Origin of the sequence: Actinosynnema sp. NPDC023658, assembly GCF_040639995.1 — a bacterium.
GTDB lineage: Bacteria > Actinomycetota > Actinomycetes > Mycobacteriales > Pseudonocardiaceae > Actinosynnema.
This window is the reverse complement of the sequence record NZ_JBFAAX010000074.1, coordinates 1-20,034: the sequence shown is the minus strand read 5'-3', so window position 1 is coordinate 20,034 and position 20,034 is coordinate 1. Positions and strand designations below refer to the sequence as shown.

Sequence of the window (20,034 nt, the reverse complement as noted above, 5' to 3'; positions counted from 1 at the left end):
CAAGAGGTTCACAGCGCCCCCTTGACACGCGCGGTTGGGCGTAGCCAGGTCGGCGGGATGACACGAAGCCCTTTGTCGAGAGAAGTCGGGCGAAGTGGGGTGGGCCCTCCTCCGGTGGGAGGAGGGCCGTTGCGGCTACTTGTCGGCGCCCACGGCGGCCGGTTCGGAGGCGGCGACCCACTCGGTGATGCGCCGCGACACGTCCTGCGCGGTCAGGCCGATGTCGGTCAGCACCTCGGCGCGTTCGCCGTGGACCTGGAACTCCTGCGGGATGGCCAGGTCCCGCAGCGGGACGTCGACGGAGGCGTCGCGCAGCGCCGCGGCCAGGGCCCAGCCGAAGCCGCCGTGCCGGCCGCCGTCCTCGACGGTGACCACGAGGCGGTGCCGGGAGGCCATCGCGACCAGCTCGGACGGCACCGGGAACACCCAGCGCGGGTCGACCACGGTGACGCCGATGCCCTGGTCGGCCAGCCGCTGGGCGGCGGCCAGGCCGAGTTCGCCGAACGCGCCCACGGTGACCAGCAGCACGTCCTCGCCGGAGCGGTGGAGGACGTCGACGGTGCCGACGCGTTCCAGGGCGGGCAGGTCGGGGCCGACCGAGGCCTTCGGGTAGCGGACGACGGAGGGCGCGTCGGGGATGCGGACGGCTTCGCGCAGCTCTTCGCGCAGCGAGGCGGCGTCGCGGGGTGCGGCGACGTGGATGCCGGGGATGAGGCCGCAGATGGACAGGTCCCACATGCCGTGGTGGGACGCGCCGTCGGGGCCGGTGATGCCCGCCCGGTCGAGGACGACGGTGACGCCCTGCTTGTGCATGGCGACGTCCATCAGGAGCTGGTCGAACGCGCGGTTGAGGAAGGTGGCGTAGATGGCGACCACGGGGTGCATGCCGCCCATGGCGAGGCCGGCGGCGGAGGTCATGGCGTGCTGCTCCGCGATGCCGACGTCGAAGCAGCGGTCCGGGTAGAGGCCGGCGAACTTGTCCAGGCCTGTCGGGCCGCGCATGGCGGCGGTGATGGCGACGAGGTCGGGTCGTTCGCCGCCGAGGGTGGCGATCTCGTCCGCGAACACGTGGGTCCAGGTGCGCTTGGCCGGGCCGATGTTCTCGCCGGTGATGGGGTCGATGACGCCGGTGGCGTGCATCTGGTCGGCTTCGTGGTTCTCGGCGGGCGCGAAGCCGTTGCCCTTGCGGGTGACGGTGTGCACGATGACCGGTCCGCCGAACGACTTGGCGCGGCGCAGGGCCGATTCGAGGGTCGCGTGGTCGTGGCCGTCGACGGGGCCGATGTACTTCAGGCCGAGGTCCTCGAACATGGCCTGCGGGCTGAGGGCGTCCTTGATGCCGCGCTTGGCGGCGTGCAGGGCGGCGTACACGGGCTTGCCGACGAACGGGGTGCCCTGAAGGGCGGTCCGGCCGCGTTCCAGCGCGCGTTCGTAGCCGGGTTGCAGGCGCAGCGACGACAGGTGGTCGGCCAGGCCCCCGATGGTGGGCGAGTAGGAGCGGCCGTTGTCGTTGACCACGATCACCACGGGCCGGTCGGTGCCGGACGCGATGTTGTTGAGCGCTTCCCAGCACATGCCGCCGGTGAGGGCGCCGTCCCCGACGACCGCGACGACGTGCCGGCGCTGGCCGCCGAGCTGGTAGGCCTTGGCCAGGCCGTCGGCGTAGGACAGGGCGGTCGAGGCGTGGCTGTTCTCCTCGATGTCGTGCTCGCTCTCGGCGCGCGACGGGTAGCCGGACAGGCCGCCCTTCTGGCGGAGCGTGTCGAAGCCCTCGCGGCGACCGGTGAGGATCTTGTGCACGTAGCTCTGGTGACCGGTGTCGAAGACGACCGAGTCGTGCGGCGAGTCGAAGACCCGGTGCACGGCCATGGTCAGCTCGACCACACCGAGGTTGGGCCCGAGGTGCCCGCCGGTCCGGGAGACCTTGTCGACCAGGAAGCGCCGGATCTCCTCCGCGAGCTTGACCAGCTCCTCGGTCGCCAGCCGTTTCAGATCCGCCGGTCCGTGCACGGATTCCAGCAGCGTCACGCGCTCCACCTCGCCCTGTGGTTCGGGTCCCCGATTCGTCCGGTCAGTCTACGTACCACGGGCTGAGACGCCGCTCAGCGAGCGGGCGTGAGGAGGGCGATGCACTCGACGTGGTGGGTCATGGGGAACGCGTCGAACGCCCTGAGCTGCGTCAACTCGTAGCCGTGCTGGGCGAAGGCGGCGATGTCGCGGGCCAGGGCGGCCGGGTCGCACGCGACGTAGACCACACGGACGGGTCGGCTGCGGGCGATGGCGGTGACCACGACCTTGCCCGCGCCCTTGCGCGGCGGGTCCAGGACGACCACGTCGGGCGGCTGGTCGGTGAAGTCGGGTGACTCGATGACCGTTTCGGTGCGGCCGACGTGCCAGCTGACCTGCGGCTGGTCGGACAGGTTGAGCTTGCCGTCGGCCACCGCGCGCTCCGAGGACTCGACCACGGCGACGGATCCGGCGGGTCCGACCTGCTCGGCCAGCACGGACGCGAACAGGCCCACGCCGCCGTACAGGTCCCAGGCGCGGTCGCCGGGGCGGCAGTCGGCCCAGCCGCCGACGACCTCCGCGAAGGTGTCGGCGGCGGCCGGGTGGACCTGCCAGAAGCCGTCCGCGCGGAGGTTCCAGGTGCGGCCCGCGGCCAGTTCGGCGGCCGTGCCGCTGCCTCGGCGCAGCCTCGACGGGCCGGGCACGGGACGGCCGCGGCGCACCACCGGCGGACCGACCTCGGTGAGGTGCACCTGCGCGCCCGCGTCGCGGGTGATGACGAGCTCGGACTTGGGCGGCCACGTGCGGTCGACAACGCCGTCCAGCGCGCCCGGTGCGGCGATGACGCAGTCGTCCACCGGGATGACCTGGTGGCTGCGGTGGGCGCGGAACCCGGCGCGGCCGTCCGGCCCGACGGCCATCCGGACCCGGGTGCGCCAGTCGGTCGGCCCGCCGGGCAGGTCCTCGACGATGACCTCCCAGTCGAGCTTGGCGAGGCGGTGGAGCTGCTCGCTGACCACGGCGGCCTTCAGCTCCCGCTGGGCCTGCCACGTGGCGTGCTGCCAGTCGCAGCCGCCGCACAGGCCCGGCCCGGCGAACGGGCACGGCTGCTGCACGCGGTCCGGGGACGCCTGGAGCACCTCGACGGCGTCCCCGCGGCAGAACGAGCCGCCGGTGTCCTCGGTGATCCGCACGACCACCCGTTCACCGGGCAGCGCGTGGCGGACGAACACGACGCGGCCCTCGTGCCGGGCCACGCAGTGCCCGCCGTGGGCGACCGCGCCGACCTCGACCTCGATCAACCGCTGCTTCCAGGTCGCCGTCACTTGCCGTCCCTCTGGTCGCGTCGTCCGCGCTTGTCCAGGCCGCGCCGGATCGCGCCGGGCGCGACGAGGTCGTCCTTGTCGGTCACCTTCGAGGATGAGGCCAGCTGCCACGGCACGCTGGTCACCATCACGCCCGGCTGGAACAGCAGCCTGCCCTTGAGCCGCAGCGCGCTCTGGTTGTGCAGGAACTGCTCCCACCAGTGGCCGACCACGTACTCCGGGATGAACACCGTCACCACGTCGCGGGGGTTGTCCGTGCGGACCCGCTTGACGTAGTCCAGGACCGGTTTGGTGATCTCGCGGTAGGGCGACTCGATCACCTTCAGCGGCACCTTGAAGTTCTCCTTCTCCCACTCCCGCACGAGCTGGCGGGTGTCGTCGTCGTCGACGTTCACGGTGACGGCCTCCAGGATGTCCGGCCGGGTCGCCTTGGCGTACGCCAGGGCCCTCAGGGTCGGCATGTGCAGCTTGGAGACGAGCACCATGGCGTGGTTGCGGGCGGGCAGGAGCTTCTGCCGCTCCTGCTGGCGCAGCTCCTCCGCGACCCGGTCGTAGTGCCGGCGGATCGCGGTCATCAGGGCGTAGAGGGCGCCCATCGCGGCGATCGCGATCCACGCGCCGTGGGTGAACTTGGTGATCAGCACCACGACCAGCACGGACGCCGTCATGACGAGGCCGAACGCGTTGATGCCCTGCGAGCGGCGCATGCGGCGGCGGGCCACCGGGTCGGTCTCGCTCGCGAGCAGCCGGTTCCAGTGCCGGACCATCCCGGTCTGGCTCATCGTGAACGACACGAACACGCCCACGATGTAGAGCTGGATGAGCTTGGTGACGTCCGCGTCGAACGCGATGACCAGCACGACCGCCGCGCCGGCGAGGAAGACGATGCCGTTGCTGAACGCCAGCCGGTCGCCGCGGGTGTGCAGCTGGCGCGGCAGGTAGCGGTCCTGGGCGAGGATCGAGCTGAGCACCGGGAAGCCGTTGAACGCGGTGTTCGCGGCCAGGACCAGGATCAGGGCGGTGACCACGGTGATGAAGAAGAACCCGACCGGGAAGCCGTCGAACACCGCGCCCGCGATCTGGGCGACCATCGTCTTCTGCTCGTAGCCGGGCGGGGCGTTCACCAGCTGGTGGGCCGGGTCGCCGGCGATCTTCACGCCCGTGAGCTGGGCCAGCACGATCAGGCCCATCAGCATCACGACCGCGATCACGCCCATCAGCAGCAGCGTGGTCGCCGCGTTGCGGGCCTTCGGCTTGCGGAACGCCGGCACGCCGTTGCTGATCGCCTCGACACCCGTGAGGGCCGCGCAGCCGGACGAGAAGGCCCGCAGCACGAGGAACACGAACGCCAGGCCCATGAGGTGGTCGTCCCCGGCGCGCAGCTCCAGGCCGGCGCTCTCGGCGCGCATCTCGTCGCCCAGGACGAACCCGCGGAACAGGCCGTAGCCGATCATCAGGATGATGCCGACCATGAACGCGTAGGTCGGGATGGCGAAGGCGGTGCCGGACTCGCGGATGCCGCGCAGGTTGATCGCGGTGAGGATGATGATCGCGGCGACCGCGAACGCGGCCTTGTGGGTGGCGACGAACGGCACGGCCGACCCGATGTTCGCCGCGGCCGAGGAGATCGAGACCGCCACCGTGAGGATGTAGTCCACGAGCAGCGCGCTCGCGACCGTGAGGCCCGCTCTGCGCCCCAGGTTGACCGTGGCGACCTCGTAGTCGCCGCCGCCGGACGGGTAGGCGTGCACGTTCTGCCGGTAGCTCGCCACGACCGTGAGCATCACGACGATGACGACCGCGCCGACCCACGGGGCCACGGCGTACGCCGACAGACCCGCGACCGAGAGCACGAGGAAGATCTCCTCGGGGGCGTAGGCCACGCTCGACATCGCGTCCGACGCGAACACCGGCAGTGCGATGCGCTTGGGCAGCAGGGTGTGGGCTAGGCGGTCGCTGCGGAAGGGCCTGCCGACGAGCAGGCGCTTGGTCGCGGTTGCGAGCTTGGACACGGGTCGAAAGCGTAAGGGGTCAGGTCCCCTGGTCGGAGTAATCGTGGGTAGGTTCTCCCGTAGGCGTCGTTCAGGAGGCTTTCGTGCACGTGGTGATCATGGGCTGTGGCCGGGTGGGCTCGTCCCTGGCCAAGGCACTGGAGCGCCTGGGCCACCAGGTCGCGGTGATCGACAAGGAGGGGCAGTCGTTCCGCAGGCTCGGGCCCGACTTCCACGGCCAGCAGGTCGTCGGCAACGGCTTCGACCAGCGGGTCCTGGTCGAGGCGGGCATCGAGCGGGCGGGCGCGTTCGCGGCCGTGTCCAGCGGCGACAACTCCAACATCATCTCGGCCCGGGTGGCGCGGGAGACGTTCGGCGTCGAGGCGGTGGTCGCGCGGATCTACGACGAGAAGCGCGCCGCGGTGTACGAGCGGCTGGGCATCCCGACCGTGGCCACCGTGCCGTGGTCCACCGACCGGTTCCTGCGGATGCTGCTGCCCGAGGGCACGGCGACGGCGTGGCGCGACCCGTCGGGCACCGTGGCCGTCCTGCCGCTGGAGCTGCACGAGGACTGGGTCGGCCGCACGGTGCGTGACCTGCAGGAAGCCACCGGCTGCCGGGTGGCGTTCGTGATGCGGTTCGGCACCGGCGTGCTGCCCGACGCCAAGACCGTGCTGCAGGCCGACGACCAGGTGTACGTGGCGGCCCTGTCCGGCACCGTGACCGATGTGGCCGCCGCCGCGGCCCACGCGCCCGAGGAGAGCTGAGTGCGTATCGCGATTGCGGGTGCCGGTGCGGTGGGTCGGTCCATCGCGGCCGAGCTGGTGTCCGACGGCCACCAGGTGATGCTGATCGAGCGGGACCGCACGCACTTCGAGCCGCACACCGTGGAGCAGGCCGAGTGGGTGCAGGCCGACGCGTGCGAGCTGTCGTCCCTGGAGGACGCGGGGATGCAGCTGTGCGACGTGGTGATCGCCGCCACCGGTGACGACAAGGTCAACCTGGTGGTGTCGTTGCTGGCGAAGACGGAGTTCGCGGTGCGGCGCGTCGTGGCGCGGGTGAACGACCCGGCGAACGAGTGGCTGTTCACCGAGTCGTGGGGGGTGGACGTGGCCGTGTCGACGCCGCGCATCCTGTCCGCGCTGGTGGAGGAGGCCGTGACGGTCGGTGACGTGGTGCGGCTGATGACGTTGCGCCAGGGTCAGGCCAACCTGGTGGAGATCACCCTCCCGGCTGACACGCCGTTGGCGGGGTCGCCGGTGAACGGGCTGGCGCTGCCGCGTGACGCGGCGCTGGTGACGATCCTGCGCGGCGGTCGGGTGATCGTGCCGACGCCCGACGACACGCTGGAGGGCGGCGACGAGCTGCTGTTCGTGGCGGCCGCTGACGTGGAGCGCGAGATCCGTTCGGCGTTGGGTTACTGACCCCGGCGGTGGCGGTGGGGGCGACTTGGTGGCCGCGGCGGCTTGGCGGTCCCGGCCGCCCGGCGATGCCGGCGGTCCGGTGGTCGCGGCGGCCTGGTGGTCGCAGTGGCCCGGCCGTCCGGCAGTCGCGGGTTCGGTCGTCGCCGGTGGGCGGGCGGCGGCGGGGTTGTCCACAGGGGTGTCGGTTGTCCACAGGCGGTGACGAGGGCCTGTCGCTCGTCGTTTCACTGCGGAAGAATCAAAGCAGGGGTCCCCTTGGCGGGGACCCCTGCTTCGCGTTGCGGGTTGGTGACTAGCGCTCCTCGGCGCGGGCCGTTTGGGTGCGCTGGTCGGTCGAGGCGTCGAGCATCCGCTGGTAGATGTCCGGCTCCACCTTGGCGGCGGCTTCAGCGACGGCCTCGGCGGCGGCTTCGGTGCGGAGGCGTTCCTCGGCTTCCCGGTTCTCTTCCTCCTCCTTCGCCAGCGCCGCCTTGAGGCGCTTGTCGGAGCGGCGCACCGCCCAGACCGTGGCGACCAGCGCCACCGCCATCAGCGGGTAGCCCATGGCGAGCTTGGCCGCGGCCAGCCAGCCGACCGCGCCCTCGTCGTACAGCCACCGCTGCACCACGAACCGGGAGCAGAAGACCAGCGCCCACACGAGCGTGGCGAAGTCGTAGTCGCGGACGTTGGCCTTGTCCTTGCGCCACGACGTGCCCTGGCCGTTGAGGAACGACCAGATCACGCCCGCCAGGGGCCACCTGACCAGGATCGACAGCACGAACGCCCCGCCGTAGACGAGGCTCTGCCAGATGCCGAACAGGAAGAAGCCCTTGGCGTCACCGGTGCGGTAGGCGATGAACGCGGCGATGCCGACGCCGAAGACCGCCGAGACGGCCGGCTGCACGGAGCCCTTGCGCACGGCCAGCACGATGCCGATCACCACGGCCGACGCCAGCGCGCTCCAGATGGCCGGCATGAGCCCGGCGAGCGCGTTGACCAGCACGAACACCACGACCGGCAACGAGGAGAACAACAGGCCGCTGACGCCGCCCATCTGCTCGAGCAGGGTGGGCTGCTTCTCGGACTCGTCCACTTGTGTCATGAAGCGTTCTGCAGCTCGTAGTAGGGGTTGTAGAGCACCTTGCGGCCGTCGCGCACCGCGATCCGGCCCCTGGCCTTGATCGTGCGCCCCGGCTCGATCCCCGCGATCCGGCGTCGACCCAGCCAGACCAGCGTCACGCCCTCGGTGCCGTCGTACAACTCCGCCTCCAACGTGGCGGCGGCGTCACGCGGGCACAGCTCGACGCTGCGCAACCTGCCCAACACCGTCACCTCCTGACCGGACTTGCAGTCACACGCGCGGATGGCCCCGATGGCCACGGCTTTTCGGGACAGGTCGTCGGCGTCCAACTCGCTCACGTCGGTGGTCAGCCGACGCACGAGGCGGCGCCAGTAGCCACCCCCAGTACCAGTCATCCCCGACTCCTGGAATGCGCGGGGCCTCGACGACGAAGCCCGTCCAACAGCCAGCGTAACCGGGTGCACCCGACCGGGTATCCGACTGGGGGAGGATCTGCCGTCATGAGCTCGCCCAGTCGTCCGCGTTGCCGTCCGGCACGTCGGCGGGCGCCAGGGGGCGCACCCGGTACGAGCGGTCGGGGGCCAGGCCCGGCAGGCGCACCGCTCCCGGCGGGTACGAGGCGGAGGTGGCCAGGGCGACGATGGCGAACACGGCGTCCGAGCCGTCCTCCGCCACCACGCCGTGCACCTCGATCGCCGGGTCCGGGTGGTCGCCGTGCACGGACACGCCGGTGTGCAGCAGGGGCCGCAGCTCCTTGTACAGCGCCACCCACGACCGCAGCCGCTCCAGGTCCGCCTCCGACGCCGCCGTCAGGTCCCACTCGATGCCGAAGTGGCCGAACAGCGCGGTGCCGGCCCGGAAGTCGATCGGGTGCTGCCGGTGCGTCGTGTGCGACGACCCCGCGCCCACGTGCGTCCCCATGAGCTCCAACGGGATCAGCGCGTTCGTCCACCGCTGCATCGACTGCCGCTCCAGCGCGTCGATGCAGTCCGACACCCACACCCGGTCGGTGCGCTCCAGCACCTCCAGGTCGATCCGGCCGCCGCCGGACGAGCACGACTCGACCTCCACCCCGGGGTGACGCCGCCGCAGCTCGTCCAGCAGCCGGTAGACGGCCAGCGTCTGGCCGTGCACCCCGGCCCGCCCGGTCGGCCGGTGCCCGGCGTCGACCAGGTCCCGGTTGTGGTCCCACTTCAGGTAGGACACGGGGTAGGTGGACAGCAGGTCGTCCAACCGCTCCAGGATGTGGGCGAACGCCTCCGGCCGGGCCAGGTCGAGCACCTGCTGGGACCGCGCCGTGCCGGGCAGCCGGTCGCCGGCGGCCATCACCCAGTCCGGGTGCGCCCGCGCCAGGTCCGAGTCCGGGTTCACCATCTCCGGCTCGACCCAGATGCCGAACTCCATCCCGAGCCCGGTGACGTGGTCGGTCAGCGGCCCGAGGCCGTCCGGCCACACCTCGTCCGACACGTACCAGTCGCCCAGGCCGCGCCGGTCGTCGCGCCGCGAGCCGAACCAGCCGTCGTCCAGCACGAACCGCTCCGCGCCGACGCCGGCCGCCGCGTCCGCCAGCGCCTTCAACCGGTCGAGGTCGTGGTCGAAGTAGACGGCCTCCCACGTGTTCACCACGACCGGCCGCGGCGAGGTCGGGTGCGACGGCCGCGACCGCAGGTGGCGGTGGAACCGCGCCGACACCTCGTCCAACCCGTGCCCGTAGGAGGCGTACTGCCACGGCGACGAGTACGACTCACCCGCGCCCAGCACCACCTCGCCGGACAGCAGCAGCTCGCCGGATCCGAGCAGCGACACCGAGTGGTAGGTGCGCTCGGCGAACGTCCGGTGGTTGCCCGACCAGGCCGTGTGCACGGCCCAGATCTCGCCCGACCGGTTGCCGAACCCGGCGGTGCCCGCGGCGAACAGGTACGCGGAGTCGAAGCCTGTCCGGCCGGTCCGGTTCTCCCGCACGCGCAGGCCGTGCGTCCACCGGGTGCGCTGCGGGCTGCGCTCGCGCGTCCACCGCCCGGTGAAGTCCAGGATCTCCACGGCCTGCGCCGGCACCGGCAGGGTCAGGTTCACCGCGTCCACGGTGAAGTCCGACGACCCGGTGTTGGTCAACACCGCCCGCTGCCGCACGAGCCCGGAAGCCGTGAGTTCCACGACCAGTTCCAGCCCGAGCGCGGCGACCTCGTCGACCGCCCGCACGGTCAGCTCACCGGCGCCGCCGTCCACGCCGTCCACCGCCACGACGCGGAACGCGGTCGAGAAGTCGCGGCCGCCCCGGTTTCCGACGATGCCGGGCGTGCCCAGCCACCCCGCCGACTGCTCGGGCAGCACGGCCACGTCGACCCCACCGTCCACGGAGAACCCGATGGGGTGCGGCTCCTGGACCGACAGCACGGCGTCCAGCTCCACCGGGTCGAGCCCGCCCAGATCCGCGCCCCAGTGGCGGACCCGGGGAAGGGTGCCCCCGGAGAAGTCGAGCACCAGGCTCACACCCGCTGCTCGCAGGTGCTTCACGTCTGCCACTTGTGGTGTTCCTCTCTGGCGGTGAACCTCGTTGACTTACTTTAGTTGCTGGCGTAAGAATCGCCATACCTTGAATGTCACACGGCAGGAAACCCACCGCCGCCGCCGGAAAGAGGAACGATGATCCGCAGGACCTTGCACGACGGGTGGCGTCTCAGCGCGGTGGGCGGGCCGATCCCCGCGGCCGTCGCCGACCGCGACGTCCCCGCCGTCGTCCCCGGCAGCACGCACCTCGACCTCCTCGCGGCGAACCTCATCCCGGAGCCCTACCTCGACACCAACGAGGCCGAGCTGGCGTGGATGCACCGCGCCGACTGGCGCTACGCCCTGACGTTCGAGGCCGAGGCCGCCGCGCCGGGGGAGAAGGTCGAGCTCGCGTTCGACGGCCTCGACACCGTCGCCTCGGTCGAGCTGAACGGCCGGCTGCTCGGCCGCACCGCGAACATGTTCCGCTCCTACCGGTTCGACGTGCGCGACGACCTCAGGGACGGCGCGAACGAACTCGTCGTCACCTTCCGCTCCGCCCTGGCCTACGCCGAGGAGCAGGAGGCCGAGCTGGGGTGGCGCGACCGCGCCTACCCGCACCCGATGAACGCGGTGCGCAAGATGGCCTGCTCGTTCGGCTGGGACTGGGGCCCCGACCTGCAGACGGCCGGCATCTGGAAGCCCGTCCGGCTGGAGCGCTGGACCGGGGCGCGTCTCGCGCAGGTGCGCCCGCTGGTGACCGTGACCGAGGACGGCACGGGCCGCGTGGAGGTGCACGTCGAGGTCGACCGCGCCGCCGCGGACGCCGACCTGACCGTGCTCGCCTCCGTGGCCGGCGTCGAGCAGCGCGTGCGCGTCGAGGGCGACTCCGCCGTGGTGACCGTCGACGTGCCCGAGGTGGACCTGTGGTGGCCCGTGGGCTACGGCGACCACCCGCTCTACGACCTGCACGTCGCCCTCCGCTCCGGTGACGACGAGGTGGACGCCACCGACCGCCGCATCGGGTTCCGCACCATCACCGTCGACACGACGCCCGACGAGGTCGGTGCCCCGTTCACCTTCGTCGTGAACGGCAAGCCGGTGTTCGCCAAGGGCGCCAACTGGATCCCGGACGACCACTTCCTCACCCGCGTCACCCGCGACCGCCTGGCCCGCCGGGTCGACCAGGCCGTCGCGGCGAACATGAACATGCTCCGGATCTGGGGCGGCGGGATCTACGAGACCGAGGACTTCTACGACGTCTGCGACGAGCGCGGTGTGCTGGTCTGGCAGGACTTCCTGTTCGCCTGCGCCGCCTACGCCGAGGAGTCGCCGCTGTGGGAGGAGGTCGAGGCCGAGGCCCGAGAGAACGTCGCCCGGCTGACCTCGCACGCCTCCCTGGCGCTGTGGAACGGCAACAACGAGAACCTCTGGGGCTTCGCGGACTGGGGCTGGGAGGAGGCGCTGGGAGGCCGCTCCTGGGGTCTGCGCTACTACACCGAGCTGCTGCCGGCGATCGTCGCCGAGCTCGACCCGACCAGGCACTACTCGCCGGGCAGCCCGTACAGCCCCGGTGAGGGGCTGCACCCGAACGAGGACACCCACGGCACCCGCCACGAGTGGGAGGTCTGGAACCGGATCGACTACACCCACTACCGCGACTCCACGCCGCGGTTCTGCTCGGAGTTCGGCTTCCAGGGCCCGCCGACGTGGGCCACGCTCACCAAGTGGGTGCACGACGAGCCGATGACGCCGACCTCGCCCGCGTTCCTGCTGCACCAGAAGGCCGAGGACGGCAACGGCAAGCTCGACCGCGGCCTCGCGCCGCACCTGCCCGCGCCGCGGGAGTTCGAGGACTGGCACTGGGCGACCCAGCTCAACCAGGCCCGCGCGGTCGCGTTCGGCGTCGAGCACTTCCGCTCGCACTGGCCCCGCACGGCGGGCGCGCTGGTGTGGCAGCTCAACGACTGCTGGCCGGTCACGTCCTGGGCGGCGATCGACGGCGACGAGCGCCCCAAGCCGCTGTACTACGCGCTCAAGCACGCCTTCGCGCCGCGGTTGCTGACCGTCCAGCCGCGCGACGGCGTGGACGTCCTCATCGCCGTCAACGACACCGACGAGGCCTGGACCGGTGACGTCGCGGTCGAGCGGCAGACCTTCGCCGGTGACGCGCTCGCGACGGCTAAACTCCCGCTCGACGTGCCGGCGAGGTCGGTCGCGCGACTCGACCTGGCGGCCGAGCTGGTCACGCCGGGCGACGCGAAGGGGGAGGTGCTGGTGGTGAGCACGGCCGACGCGCGCACCGCGCACCTGTTCCGGGAGGACCTGGAGCTGTCCTACGACCCCGCGCCGCTCACCGCCGAGGTGCACCGGGTGGCCGAGGGCTACCGGGTCGACGTCACCGCGTCCTCCTTCGCCCGCGACGTCGCCGTGCTGGCCGACCGGGTGGCCGAGGACGCCGTCGTGGACGACGACCTGATCACGCTGCCCGCGGGCCGGTCGCACTCGTTCCTGGTCCGGACCTCCGCCGACCTGCCCGACCCGTCGGCGCTCACCGGCCCGCTGGTGCTGCGCTCGGCCAACGGCCTCAGCGCGGTGCGGACATGACGACCGGCTCCGTCGGCCTCGTCCTGGCCCGCCCCGCGCGGCTGCTGGGCGCGGAGCCGTTCTTCATGGAGTTCATCGCGGGCATCGAGGAGCGGCTGGCCGAGAACGACCGGTCCGTGCTGCTGCACATCGTGGGCACCGAGGACGCCGAGATCGCCGCCTACCGCCGGTGGGCGGCGGGCGGTGTGGTCGACGCGGTCGTGGTGGTGAACCGCACCGTGGACGACCACCGCCCGGCGATGCTGCGGGAGATGGGCCTGCCCGCGCTGTACGTGGGCGAGCCGGACGAGCTGGCCGTGCCCGCGGTCCGCACCGACGACGCGGGCCCCGTGCGCGAGGCGCTGTCGTACCTGCTCGACCTCGGGCACCGCCGCATCGCCCGGGTCAGCGGGCCGAACGCGCTGCTGCACACCAGGGCGCGCACCACCGCCCTGGTCGAGGGGTGCGCGCGGGCGGGCATCGAGCCCGTCGTGCTGGAGGGCGACTACTCCGAGGAGTCCGGCGCGAAGCTCACCACGGCGCTGCTCAGCGCGCCCGAGCCGCCCACCGCGATCCTCTACGACAACGACGTGATGGCCGTGGCGGGTCTGAGCGTCGCCAAGGAACTCGGCTTCACCGTGCCCGACCGGCTCAGCCTGGTCGCGTGGGACGACTCGTCCCTGTGCCGGCTCGCGTCACCGGCGCTGACCACCATGAGCGTGGACGTGCACCAGTTCGGCATCACCGTCGCCGAGTCCGTGCTGGAACTCGTCGACGGCCAGGTCGTCGCGGAGCGCTGGTCGCCCAAGCCCACGCTCGTCGCGAGGGAAAGCACCCGCTGACGCACCACCCCGGCAAAGGATCCCCATGACCCACCACGCCGCCGAGTCGCGGTACGACGCCATGCCCTACCGCCGATCCGGTCGCAGCGGCCTCAAGCTGCCCGCCGTGTCGCTGGGCCTGTGGCACAACTTCGGCCACGACAAGCACCTGGACGGCCAGCGGGCCATCCTGCGCCGCGCCTTCGACCTCGGCGTGACGCACTTCGACCTGGCCAACAACTACGGTCCGCCGCCCGGCAGCGCCGAGGAGAACTTCGGCCGGCTGTTCGCCCAGGACTTCCGGCCGTACCGGGACGAGATCCTGGTGTCCACCAAGGCCGGCTACCACATGTGGAACGGCCCGTACGGCGAGTGGGGCTCCCGCAAGTACCTGGTCGGCTCGCTGGACCAGTCGTTGCGCCGGCTCGGCCTGGACTACGTGGACGTCTTCTACCACCACCGGCCCGACCCGGACACGCCCGTCGAGGAGACGATGGCCGCGCTGGACTCCGTGGTGCGGCAGGGCAAGGCGCTCTACGTCGGCATCTCCAACTACTCGGCCGAGCAGACCGCGCAGGCCGCCCGCGTGCTGCGCGAGCTGGGCACGCCGCTGCTGATCCACCAGCCGTCCTACTCGATGTTCAACCGGTGGGTCGAGGACGGCCTGCTCGACGTGCTGGCCGAGGTCGGCGCGGGCAGCATCGCGTTCTCGCCGCTGGCGCAGGGCGTGCTGACCGACCGCTACCTCGACGGCGTGCCGGAGGGGTCGCGGGCGGCGGGGGCCTCGCCGTTCCTGTCGGCGTCCAACCTGGACGACGCGACGCTGGCGAAGGTGCGGGCGTTGAACGACATCGCGAAGCGGCGCGGGCAGACGCTGGCGCAGCTGGCGATCGCGTGGGTGCTGCGCAACGTCACCTCCGCGCTGGTCGGCGCGTCCAGCGTGAAGCAGCTGGAGGACAACGTGGCCGCGACGGCGAACCTGGAGTTCGACGCCGACGAGCTGGCCGAGATCGAGCGGCACCTGTAGGCGGCGGACCGGACCGGGGCTGTGATGAACCGCTTCACCACAGCCTCGGCTCGGTCGGCACAACCGTTCCACCTCGACGGATGCGGTGGCGTAGCCGCGGTCCGATCGGGACGTCAACCCCTCTTGACGAAACTTTGCTTAACCGCTTAACTAAGTCCATGGGGCAAGCACTCGACCCGGTCGCGGTCGCCATCGACATCGGCGGCACGAAGCTCGCCGCGGCGCTGGTCGGGTCCGACGGCACCGTCCTGGCCCGCCGCACCGCGCCGACGCCGGCCGGTGACGCGGACACCGTCTGGGCCGGCCTCGCGGGCGTCCTGGACGACCTGCTCGCCGCCGCCGCGGACCGCGTCGTGCTGGGGGCGGGCATCGCCTCGGCCGCGCCGATGGACCTGCGCACGGGCACGATCAGCCCGGTGAACATCCCCGGCTGGCGCGACTTCCCGATCACCGCCCGCGTCGGGGACCTGCTGCCCGGCGTGCCGGTCCGGCTCGGCGGCGACGCGCTGTGCATGGCGCTGGCCGAGTACCACCACGGCAACGGGCGGGGCAGCGAGTGCCTGCTCGGCATGGTCGTGTCCACCGGCATCGGCGGCGGGTTCGTCTTCGGCGGCCGGCCGCACTTCGGCACCACCGGCAACGCCGGTCACGTCGGGCACTTCGTGGTCGACCCGGCGGGCCCCCTGTGCGGGTGCGGCGCGAACGGCTGCTCCGAGGCCATCGCCAGCGGCCCGTCGATGGTGCGGTGGGCGCTGGAGCAGGGCTGGCAGCCGCTCGGCGGCACGGCCGACGGCGTCGCGCTCGCCGCCACGGCGCGGGCCGGCGACCCGACCGCGCGGGCGGCGTTCCGGCGGTCCGGCGCGGCGGTCGCCCAGGTCATCACGGTCGCCTCCGCGCTGTGCGAGATCGACCGAGTGGTCATCGGCGGCGGTGTGGCGCAGGCCTGGGACCTGCTGGAACCCGCCGTCACCGATCCGCTCGCGGACTACGCGGGGTTGGACTTCATGCGCCGGGTCGAGGTGTGCCCGGCGACGTTGGGCGTCGACTCGGGCCTCATCGGCGCCGCGGCGCTGCTCGCGGGCGACCGCGTCCCGTCCGTGCCCGTGGGGATCTGAGGGAACGCCGTGCGCAAGCTGGAGACCATCGTCCGGGAGTACCACTGGGGTTCGCGGACCGCGATCGCGGAACTGCGCGGCGAGCCGTCGCCCAGCGCCGTGCCGCAGGCCGAGCTGTGGATCGGCGCGCACCCCGACGACCCCTCGCGGCTGGCCGACTCCGGCGTGCCGCTGGACGCCTACCTCGCGGCCAACCCGGCCGGGCTGCTCGGGCCGGACAGCCTGGCCGCGTTCGGGCCGCGCCTGCCGTTCCTGCTCAAGGTGCTGGCCGTGGACGCGCCGCTGTCCCTGCAGGTGCACCCGAACCGCGAGCAGGCGGCGGTCGGGTTCGTCGAGCACGGCTACCGCGACGACCGCGCCAAGCCCGAGGTCCTGCTCGCGCTGACCGAGTTCGAGACCCTGTCCGGCTTCCGCCGCCCCGCCGACGCGGTGGCGCTGCTGGACGTGCTGGGCGTGGAGTCGTTGGCCCCGATGCGGGCGGCGCTCGCGGTCTGCGACCCGTGGGCCGCGCTGCGCTGGGCGCTGTGCTCCGCCGACGCGGGCGTGGTGGCCGAGGTGGCCGCCGCGTCGGCCCGCGTGCCCGCGCTCGCGCACGTCGCTGAGCTGGCCGAGTCCTACCCGGCGGACGTGGGCGTGGTGGCCGCGCTGCTGCTCAACGCGGTGAAGCTGCGGCCGGGGCAGGCGGTCTACGTCGGCGCGGGCGTGCTGCACGCGCACCTGCGGGGCACGGGCGTCGAGCTGATGGTGAACTCCGACAACGTGGTGCGCGCGGGCCTGACCACCAAGCCGGTGGACGCGCACGCCGTGCTGTCACTGGTCGACCACCGGACCGGACCCGCGGTGGTCCTCGACGGCGAGGGCGACGGTCCACTGAGGACTTACCGGACGCCGGACCCGGAGTTCCGCCTGCACGCCGTGCGGCCGGGCGCCGCCCTGCCCGGCGGTGGACCGCAACTCCTCCTGTGCACCAAGGGTTCCATCGTCGTCCGCCGTGACGGCGAGGTCGTCGCGCTGGGCGGCGGTGAGTCGGCGTTCCTGCCGCACAGCGCGAACGCCGCGGAGGTCGCCGGCGACGGCGAAGCGTTCTGGGCCACCACGAACCTGACCGACTGACACAGGCGACTCACGTCCAGGGCAACACCAATGATCGACGGCCGGCGGCATGAAGACGAGCACGTGGGTGCGGCGACGCTGCCGCACCCACGTGCTCGTTGTTCCTGCGATCCCGGGGTCTCACCGGGAGGTCGTGCCGCAGGGGGGATTACTGGAAGTTCACGTCACTGCACAGGTAGTACGCCTGGTCCATGTGGCTCGCCTGCCAGATCGTGAAGATCGTGTGCCGGCCGGTGCGGCTGCCCGCGTTCACCTGGGCCTGGTAGAGACCCGTGGTGCCGTAGCGGCCGGTCGTGGTGACCAGCTCCAGGTCGCTCCAGCGCAACGGCGTGGTCGTGGTGTCGACGCCCTGGCGCGTGATGTAGATGCGCAGGTAGTCGGCGCCGTGCTTCGCCTGGTCCGTGATCGTCAGGGTGAACTGGCGCGGCTTGGTGGTGGTGTTCCAGGCGCCGACCGTGTCGAGCGCGCGGTACCGGCCGCTCTCGGTCAGGCCACCGCTGCAGAGCTGGCCGTTCGGCAGGGCGCCCTGGTGGTTGCCGCCGACACCGTTGCGGTACAGGCCGTTCCAGTTCCACATCGCGTTCGGGTCGGTCTTCCAGGCCTGAGCGCACATCGGGTCGGTCTGACCCATGTTCGGGTTCAGGTGGTCGCTGCCCCAGCGCTGCCAACAGCCGTAGTTGCGCGACGGCGGATCGGTGACCGAGCCGTGGGCGCTCGCGACACCGGATGCGCCCACCAGGACGACCACGCCGGCGGCGAGGACCGCCAAGACCGAGGTGAAGACGCCGATCACCGAGCGGATACCGCGTCTGAAGGTCATGTGTTGTCCTCCACGTTGAGGAAAAACCGACTACGGACTGGGAGCGCTCCCAGATCCCAAGGTAGCGAATCGGACACAGTCTGTGAACCCCATAAGCGCTCGAAGCTCTTTCGGGCCCGGACGGCGTCCGAACAGCCGAACCCCCACCCCCGAACGGCCCCCCGACCCCCCTTGGGCCCACGCGTGTCCTACCTCCAGGTCACGCGTGTCCTACCTCCAGACCGCGAGAGTCCTACGTTCACGACGCGAGAGTCCTACGCTCAGAACACCTGAGTTGAACGCTCGGAACGTGCACCCCTCAGCGGTAGTAGCCGGCGACGACGGCGGTGGCCTCCTCCAGCAGCGACGGCCCCTCCTGCGGCACGGGCGCGAAACCGCCACCCGGCTTGACCGCGTTCAGCTGCTCGGTCGACAGCGCGAACACCACGTGCCCCAGCCCCGACCGCTCGATCGCGCCGACGCACATCCCGCACGGCTGGCAACTGGTGAACATCGTCGTCCCCGCCGCGACCTCCGGCGTGAGCGTCCGCGCTGCCCACCGCGCCAGCTTCAACTCCGGGTGCGCGGTGATGTCGTCGTCGGTGACGCTGGTGTTGCGCTCCTCCGCCAGCACCGCGCCGCCCGGCCCCACCAGCAACGACCCGAACGGCGGGTTGCCCGCGGCACGGGCCTCGGCCGCCAGCTCGATCGCCCTGCGCAAGTGCGGTGAACTCATCGGAACTCCTTCCGCACGGTGGCCAGCGCCTGCCATGCGACCTCGGGGTCGAGTGTTTCTCGTGGATCACCGACGAACGGGTCGAGCACCACGGCCTGAGCGCCCAGCGAACGCAGCTCCGCCAGGTCGGCGACGACCTGCGCCACCGTCCCCTCGCCCAACCGCCGCTCGGGCCCCGCCTCGTCGGACGTGATGTGCAGCAGGATGCGCGGTGTCAACGCGGGCAGGGGTTTTCCCTCCTCCGCCGCGATGACCTCCAAGCGCCCCAACGCCTCCCGGAACGCCGACGGCGTGAGGCGCAGGCCGTGCCACGCGTCCCCCAGCCGCACGGCCCGCCGCAGCGCCGCGTCGGAGTGCCCGCCCACCCAGATCGGGATCCGCCCGGCCCGGTAGTCCGCCGAGTCCCGCCACGCCTCGCGCACCACCCGCAGCCCCTCGTCGGTCAACCGGCCGCGGTCGGTGAAGCGCACGCCCAGCGCCTCGTACTCCTGCCGCGCCCACCCGACGCCGACGCCGAGCACGAACCGACCGCCCGACAGGTCGTCCAGGTTCGCCGCCATCCGCGCCACCAGCAGCGGGTGCCGGTACGGCAGCACCAGCACGGTGGTGCCGAGGCGGATCCGCGACGTCACCCCGGCCAGCCACGCCAGCGCGGTGAACGGCTCGTAGAACGGGGCCGGGTACTGCTCGGCCACGTCCGGCGTCACCGCCACGTGGTCGGACACCATCAGGAGGTCGAAGCCGAGACCCTCCACCGTCCGCGCCCAGTCCCGCAGCACGTCCGGCGAGGTGCCCGGGCCGAAGTTCGGGACGTTCACACCGATCTGCACCTGATCAAGGCTAGGCGGCCGTCGAGCGATCCTGAAGAGACTTCCACCGGTGTCGAGGCCGGTTCGCCGTGGATTCCCCGGTAAAGTGGGCCGGTGACCGTGAACCTCGATCCGACGGACTGGGCCATCCTCGGTGAGCTGCAACGCGACGGCCGGATCGCGTTCAGCGAGCTGGGCCGTCGGGTGAACCTGAGCGCGTCCGCGACCACCGAACGCGTCCGCAGGCTGGAGTCCGCCGGCGTCATCACCGGCTACCGGGCCGAGGTGGACCTGGCCGCGGTCGGCTTCGCGGTGCTCGCCGTCGTCCGCCTGAAGTACCCCGGCAACCGGCACGAGCCGCTGCACGCGCTGCTCGCCGAACGCCCCGAGATCGTCGAGTGCCTGCGCACCACGGGCGACGACTGCTACACGCTCAAGGTCGCCGCCACGTCCATGCCGCACCTGGAGCGGGTCGTCAACGACCTGATCGGGTTCGGCAGCACGACCACGAACATCGTCTACAGCCAGACCCTGCCGTACCGGGGCGTGTCCCCGTCCGCGGACCCGGCCTGAGCGCACGTCCCGGCACGGACCACGGGGCGCGGCACCTGTCCACCGTCGGGGAGGCGGGGCTTCCCGGGCACGCGTCGACCGGGCGCGACGGCGTCCTCCCACCGGGACCAGGCCCGGACGGGTGGGTCAGGAGTGCGGGCAGGTGTCCCGGTACTCCGAGA

17 protein-coding genes are annotated in these 20,034 nt (G+C 72.0%); 8 read left to right on the top strand and 9 right to left on the bottom strand.

Going from position 1 to position 20,034, the window contains the following annotated elements:
• Nucleotides 1–135: 135 nt before the first annotated feature.
• From dxs to AB0G02_RS12045, 3 genes are all read right to left on the bottom strand, one after another.
• The gene (gene dxs / locus AB0G02_RS12055; protein WP_360792868.1) at nt 136–2,028 is read right to left on the bottom strand and encodes a 1-deoxy-D-xylulose-5-phosphate synthase; all 1,893 of its coding nucleotides are present in this window, start codon (nt 2,026–2,028) and stop codon (nt 136–138) included.
• Nucleotides 2,029–2,102: 74 nt separating this feature from the next.
• Complete coding sequence (locus tag AB0G02_RS12050; protein ID WP_360792866.1) at nt 2,103–3,332, bottom strand: class I SAM-dependent RNA methyltransferase; 1,230 nt, start codon at nt 3,330–3,332, stop codon at nt 2,103–2,105.
• Nucleotides 3,329–5,344 (bottom strand): amino acid permease, encoded by a 2,016-nt coding sequence (locus AB0G02_RS12045; RefSeq protein ID WP_360792864.1) that lies wholly within the window; start codon nt 5,342–5,344, stop codon nt 3,329–3,331. The genes AB0G02_RS12050 and AB0G02_RS12045 overlap by 4 nt, the downstream gene beginning before the upstream one ends.
• A gap of 83 nt (nt 5,345–5,427) precedes the next feature.
• On the opposite strand from AB0G02_RS12045, the gene AB0G02_RS12040 reads away from it, so the two are divergent.
• Both AB0G02_RS12040 and AB0G02_RS12035 read left to right on the top strand, forming a co-directional pair.
• Complete coding sequence (locus tag AB0G02_RS12040; protein WP_360792862.1) at nt 5,428–6,090, top strand: TrkA family potassium uptake protein; 663 nt, start codon at nt 5,428–5,430, stop codon at nt 6,088–6,090.
• Nucleotides 6,091–6,747: a TrkA family potassium uptake protein gene (locus tag AB0G02_RS12035; protein ID WP_360792860.1), complete on the top strand. Its 657-nt coding sequence runs from the start codon at nt 6,091–6,093 to the stop codon at nt 6,745–6,747.
• Between the two features lie 292 nt (nt 6,748–7,039).
• Here AB0G02_RS12035 and AB0G02_RS12030 read toward each other — a convergent pair whose 3' ends face one another.
• The 3 genes from AB0G02_RS12030 to AB0G02_RS12020 form a co-directional block, all read right to left on the bottom strand.
• The gene (locus AB0G02_RS12030; protein ID WP_360792858.1) at nt 7,040–7,828 is read right to left on the bottom strand and encodes a DUF3159 domain-containing protein; all 789 of its coding nucleotides are present in this window, start codon (nt 7,826–7,828) and stop codon (nt 7,040–7,042) included.
• Nucleotides 7,825–8,202 (bottom strand): OB-fold nucleic acid binding domain-containing protein, encoded by a 378-nt coding sequence (locus AB0G02_RS12025; RefSeq protein WP_360792856.1) that lies wholly within the window; start codon nt 8,200–8,202, stop codon nt 7,825–7,827. Before AB0G02_RS12025 ends, AB0G02_RS12030 begins: the two co-directional genes overlap by 4 nt.
• Before the next feature lie 103 nt (nt 8,203–8,305).
• Nucleotides 8,306–10,330, bottom strand: coding sequence for an alpha-galactosidase (locus AB0G02_RS12020; protein WP_360792854.1), 2,025 nt, complete (start codon nt 10,328–10,330; stop codon nt 8,306–8,308).
• 120 nt (nt 10,331–10,450) lie between these two features.
• On the opposite strand from AB0G02_RS12020, the gene AB0G02_RS12015 reads away from it, so the two are divergent.
• The 5 genes from AB0G02_RS12015 (at nt 10,451) to manA (ending at nt 16,956) form a co-directional block, all read left to right on the top strand.
• A complete protein-coding gene (locus tag AB0G02_RS12015; protein WP_360792852.1) occupies nt 10,451–12,901 on the top strand; it encodes a glycoside hydrolase family 2 protein in 2,451 nt (816 codons plus the stop codon).
• Nucleotides 12,898–13,722: a substrate-binding domain-containing protein gene (locus AB0G02_RS12010; protein WP_360792850.1), complete on the top strand. Its 825-nt coding sequence runs from the start codon at nt 12,898–12,900 to the stop codon at nt 13,720–13,722. The genes AB0G02_RS12015 and AB0G02_RS12010 overlap by 4 nt, the downstream gene beginning before the upstream one ends.
• A gap of 25 nt (nt 13,723–13,747) precedes the next feature.
• Nucleotides 13,748–14,728, top strand: a complete 981-nt coding sequence (mgrA, locus tag AB0G02_RS12005; RefSeq protein ID WP_360792848.1) for an L-glyceraldehyde 3-phosphate reductase — start codon at nt 13,748–13,750, stop codon at nt 14,726–14,728.
• Nucleotides 14,729–14,886: 158 nt separating this feature from the next.
• Nucleotides 14,887–15,843, top strand: coding sequence for an ROK family protein (locus tag AB0G02_RS12000; protein WP_360792846.1), 957 nt, complete (start codon nt 14,887–14,889; stop codon nt 15,841–15,843).
• Nucleotides 15,844–15,852: 9 nt separating this feature from the next.
• Nucleotides 15,853–16,956: a mannose-6-phosphate isomerase, class I gene (gene manA / locus AB0G02_RS11995; protein WP_360792844.1), complete on the top strand. Its 1,104-nt coding sequence runs from the start codon at nt 15,853–15,855 to the stop codon at nt 16,954–16,956.
• Between the two features lie 148 nt (nt 16,957–17,104).
• On the opposite strand, the gene AB0G02_RS11990 is transcribed toward manA, so the two are convergent.
• From AB0G02_RS11990 to AB0G02_RS11980, 3 genes are all read right to left on the bottom strand, one after another.
• Nucleotides 17,105–17,776: a lytic polysaccharide monooxygenase auxiliary activity family 9 protein gene (locus AB0G02_RS11990; RefSeq protein WP_360792842.1), complete on the bottom strand. Its 672-nt coding sequence runs from the start codon at nt 17,774–17,776 to the stop codon at nt 17,105–17,107.
• A 298-nt stretch (nt 17,777–18,074) separates the two neighbouring features.
• Nucleotides 18,075–18,491 (bottom strand): nucleoside deaminase, encoded by a 417-nt coding sequence (locus tag AB0G02_RS11985; RefSeq protein WP_360792840.1) that lies wholly within the window; start codon nt 18,489–18,491, stop codon nt 18,075–18,077.
• Nucleotides 18,488–19,321, bottom strand: a complete 834-nt coding sequence (locus tag AB0G02_RS11980; protein ID WP_360792838.1) for an LLM class flavin-dependent oxidoreductase — start codon at nt 19,319–19,321, stop codon at nt 18,488–18,490. Before AB0G02_RS11980 ends, AB0G02_RS11985 begins: the two co-directional genes overlap by 4 nt.
• 93 nt (nt 19,322–19,414) lie before the next feature.
• Here AB0G02_RS11980 and AB0G02_RS11975 point away from each other — a divergent pair, with 93 nt between their 5' ends.
• Nucleotides 19,415–19,873 (top strand): Lrp/AsnC family transcriptional regulator, encoded by a 459-nt coding sequence (locus AB0G02_RS11975; protein ID WP_360792836.1) that lies wholly within the window; start codon nt 19,415–19,417, stop codon nt 19,871–19,873.
• The last annotated feature ends 161 nt before the right edge of the window (nt 19,874–20,034 follow it).

Bases quoted from the DNA above. Each gene is read 5' to 3' on its own strand.
- mgrA (WP_360792848.1), top strand. From the start codon at position 13,748: ATGACCCACCACGCCGCCGAGTCGCGGTACGACGCCATGCCCTACCGC.
- AB0G02_RS12025 (WP_360792856.1), bottom strand. From the start codon at position 8,202: ATGACTGGTACTGGGGGTGGCTACTGGCGCCGCCTCGTGCGTCGGCTG.
- AB0G02_RS11990 (WP_360792842.1), bottom strand. From the start codon at position 17,776: ATGACCTTCAGACGCGGTATCCGCTCGGTGATCGGCGTCTTCACCTCG.
- AB0G02_RS12015 (WP_360792852.1), top strand. From the start codon at position 10,451: ATGATCCGCAGGACCTTGCACGACGGGTGGCGTCTCAGCGCGGTGGGC.
- AB0G02_RS12030 (WP_360792858.1), bottom strand. From the start codon at position 7,828: ATGACACAAGTGGACGAGTCCGAGAAGCAGCCCACCCTGCTCGAGCAG.
- AB0G02_RS12000 (WP_360792846.1), top strand. From the start codon at position 14,887: ATGGGGCAAGCACTCGACCCGGTCGCGGTCGCCATCGACATCGGCGGC.
- AB0G02_RS11985 (WP_360792840.1), bottom strand. From the start codon at position 18,491: ATGAGTTCACCGCACTTGCGCAGGGCGATCGAGCTGGCGGCCGAGGCC.
- AB0G02_RS12010 (WP_360792850.1), top strand. From the start codon at position 12,898: ATGACGACCGGCTCCGTCGGCCTCGTCCTGGCCCGCCCCGCGCGGCTG.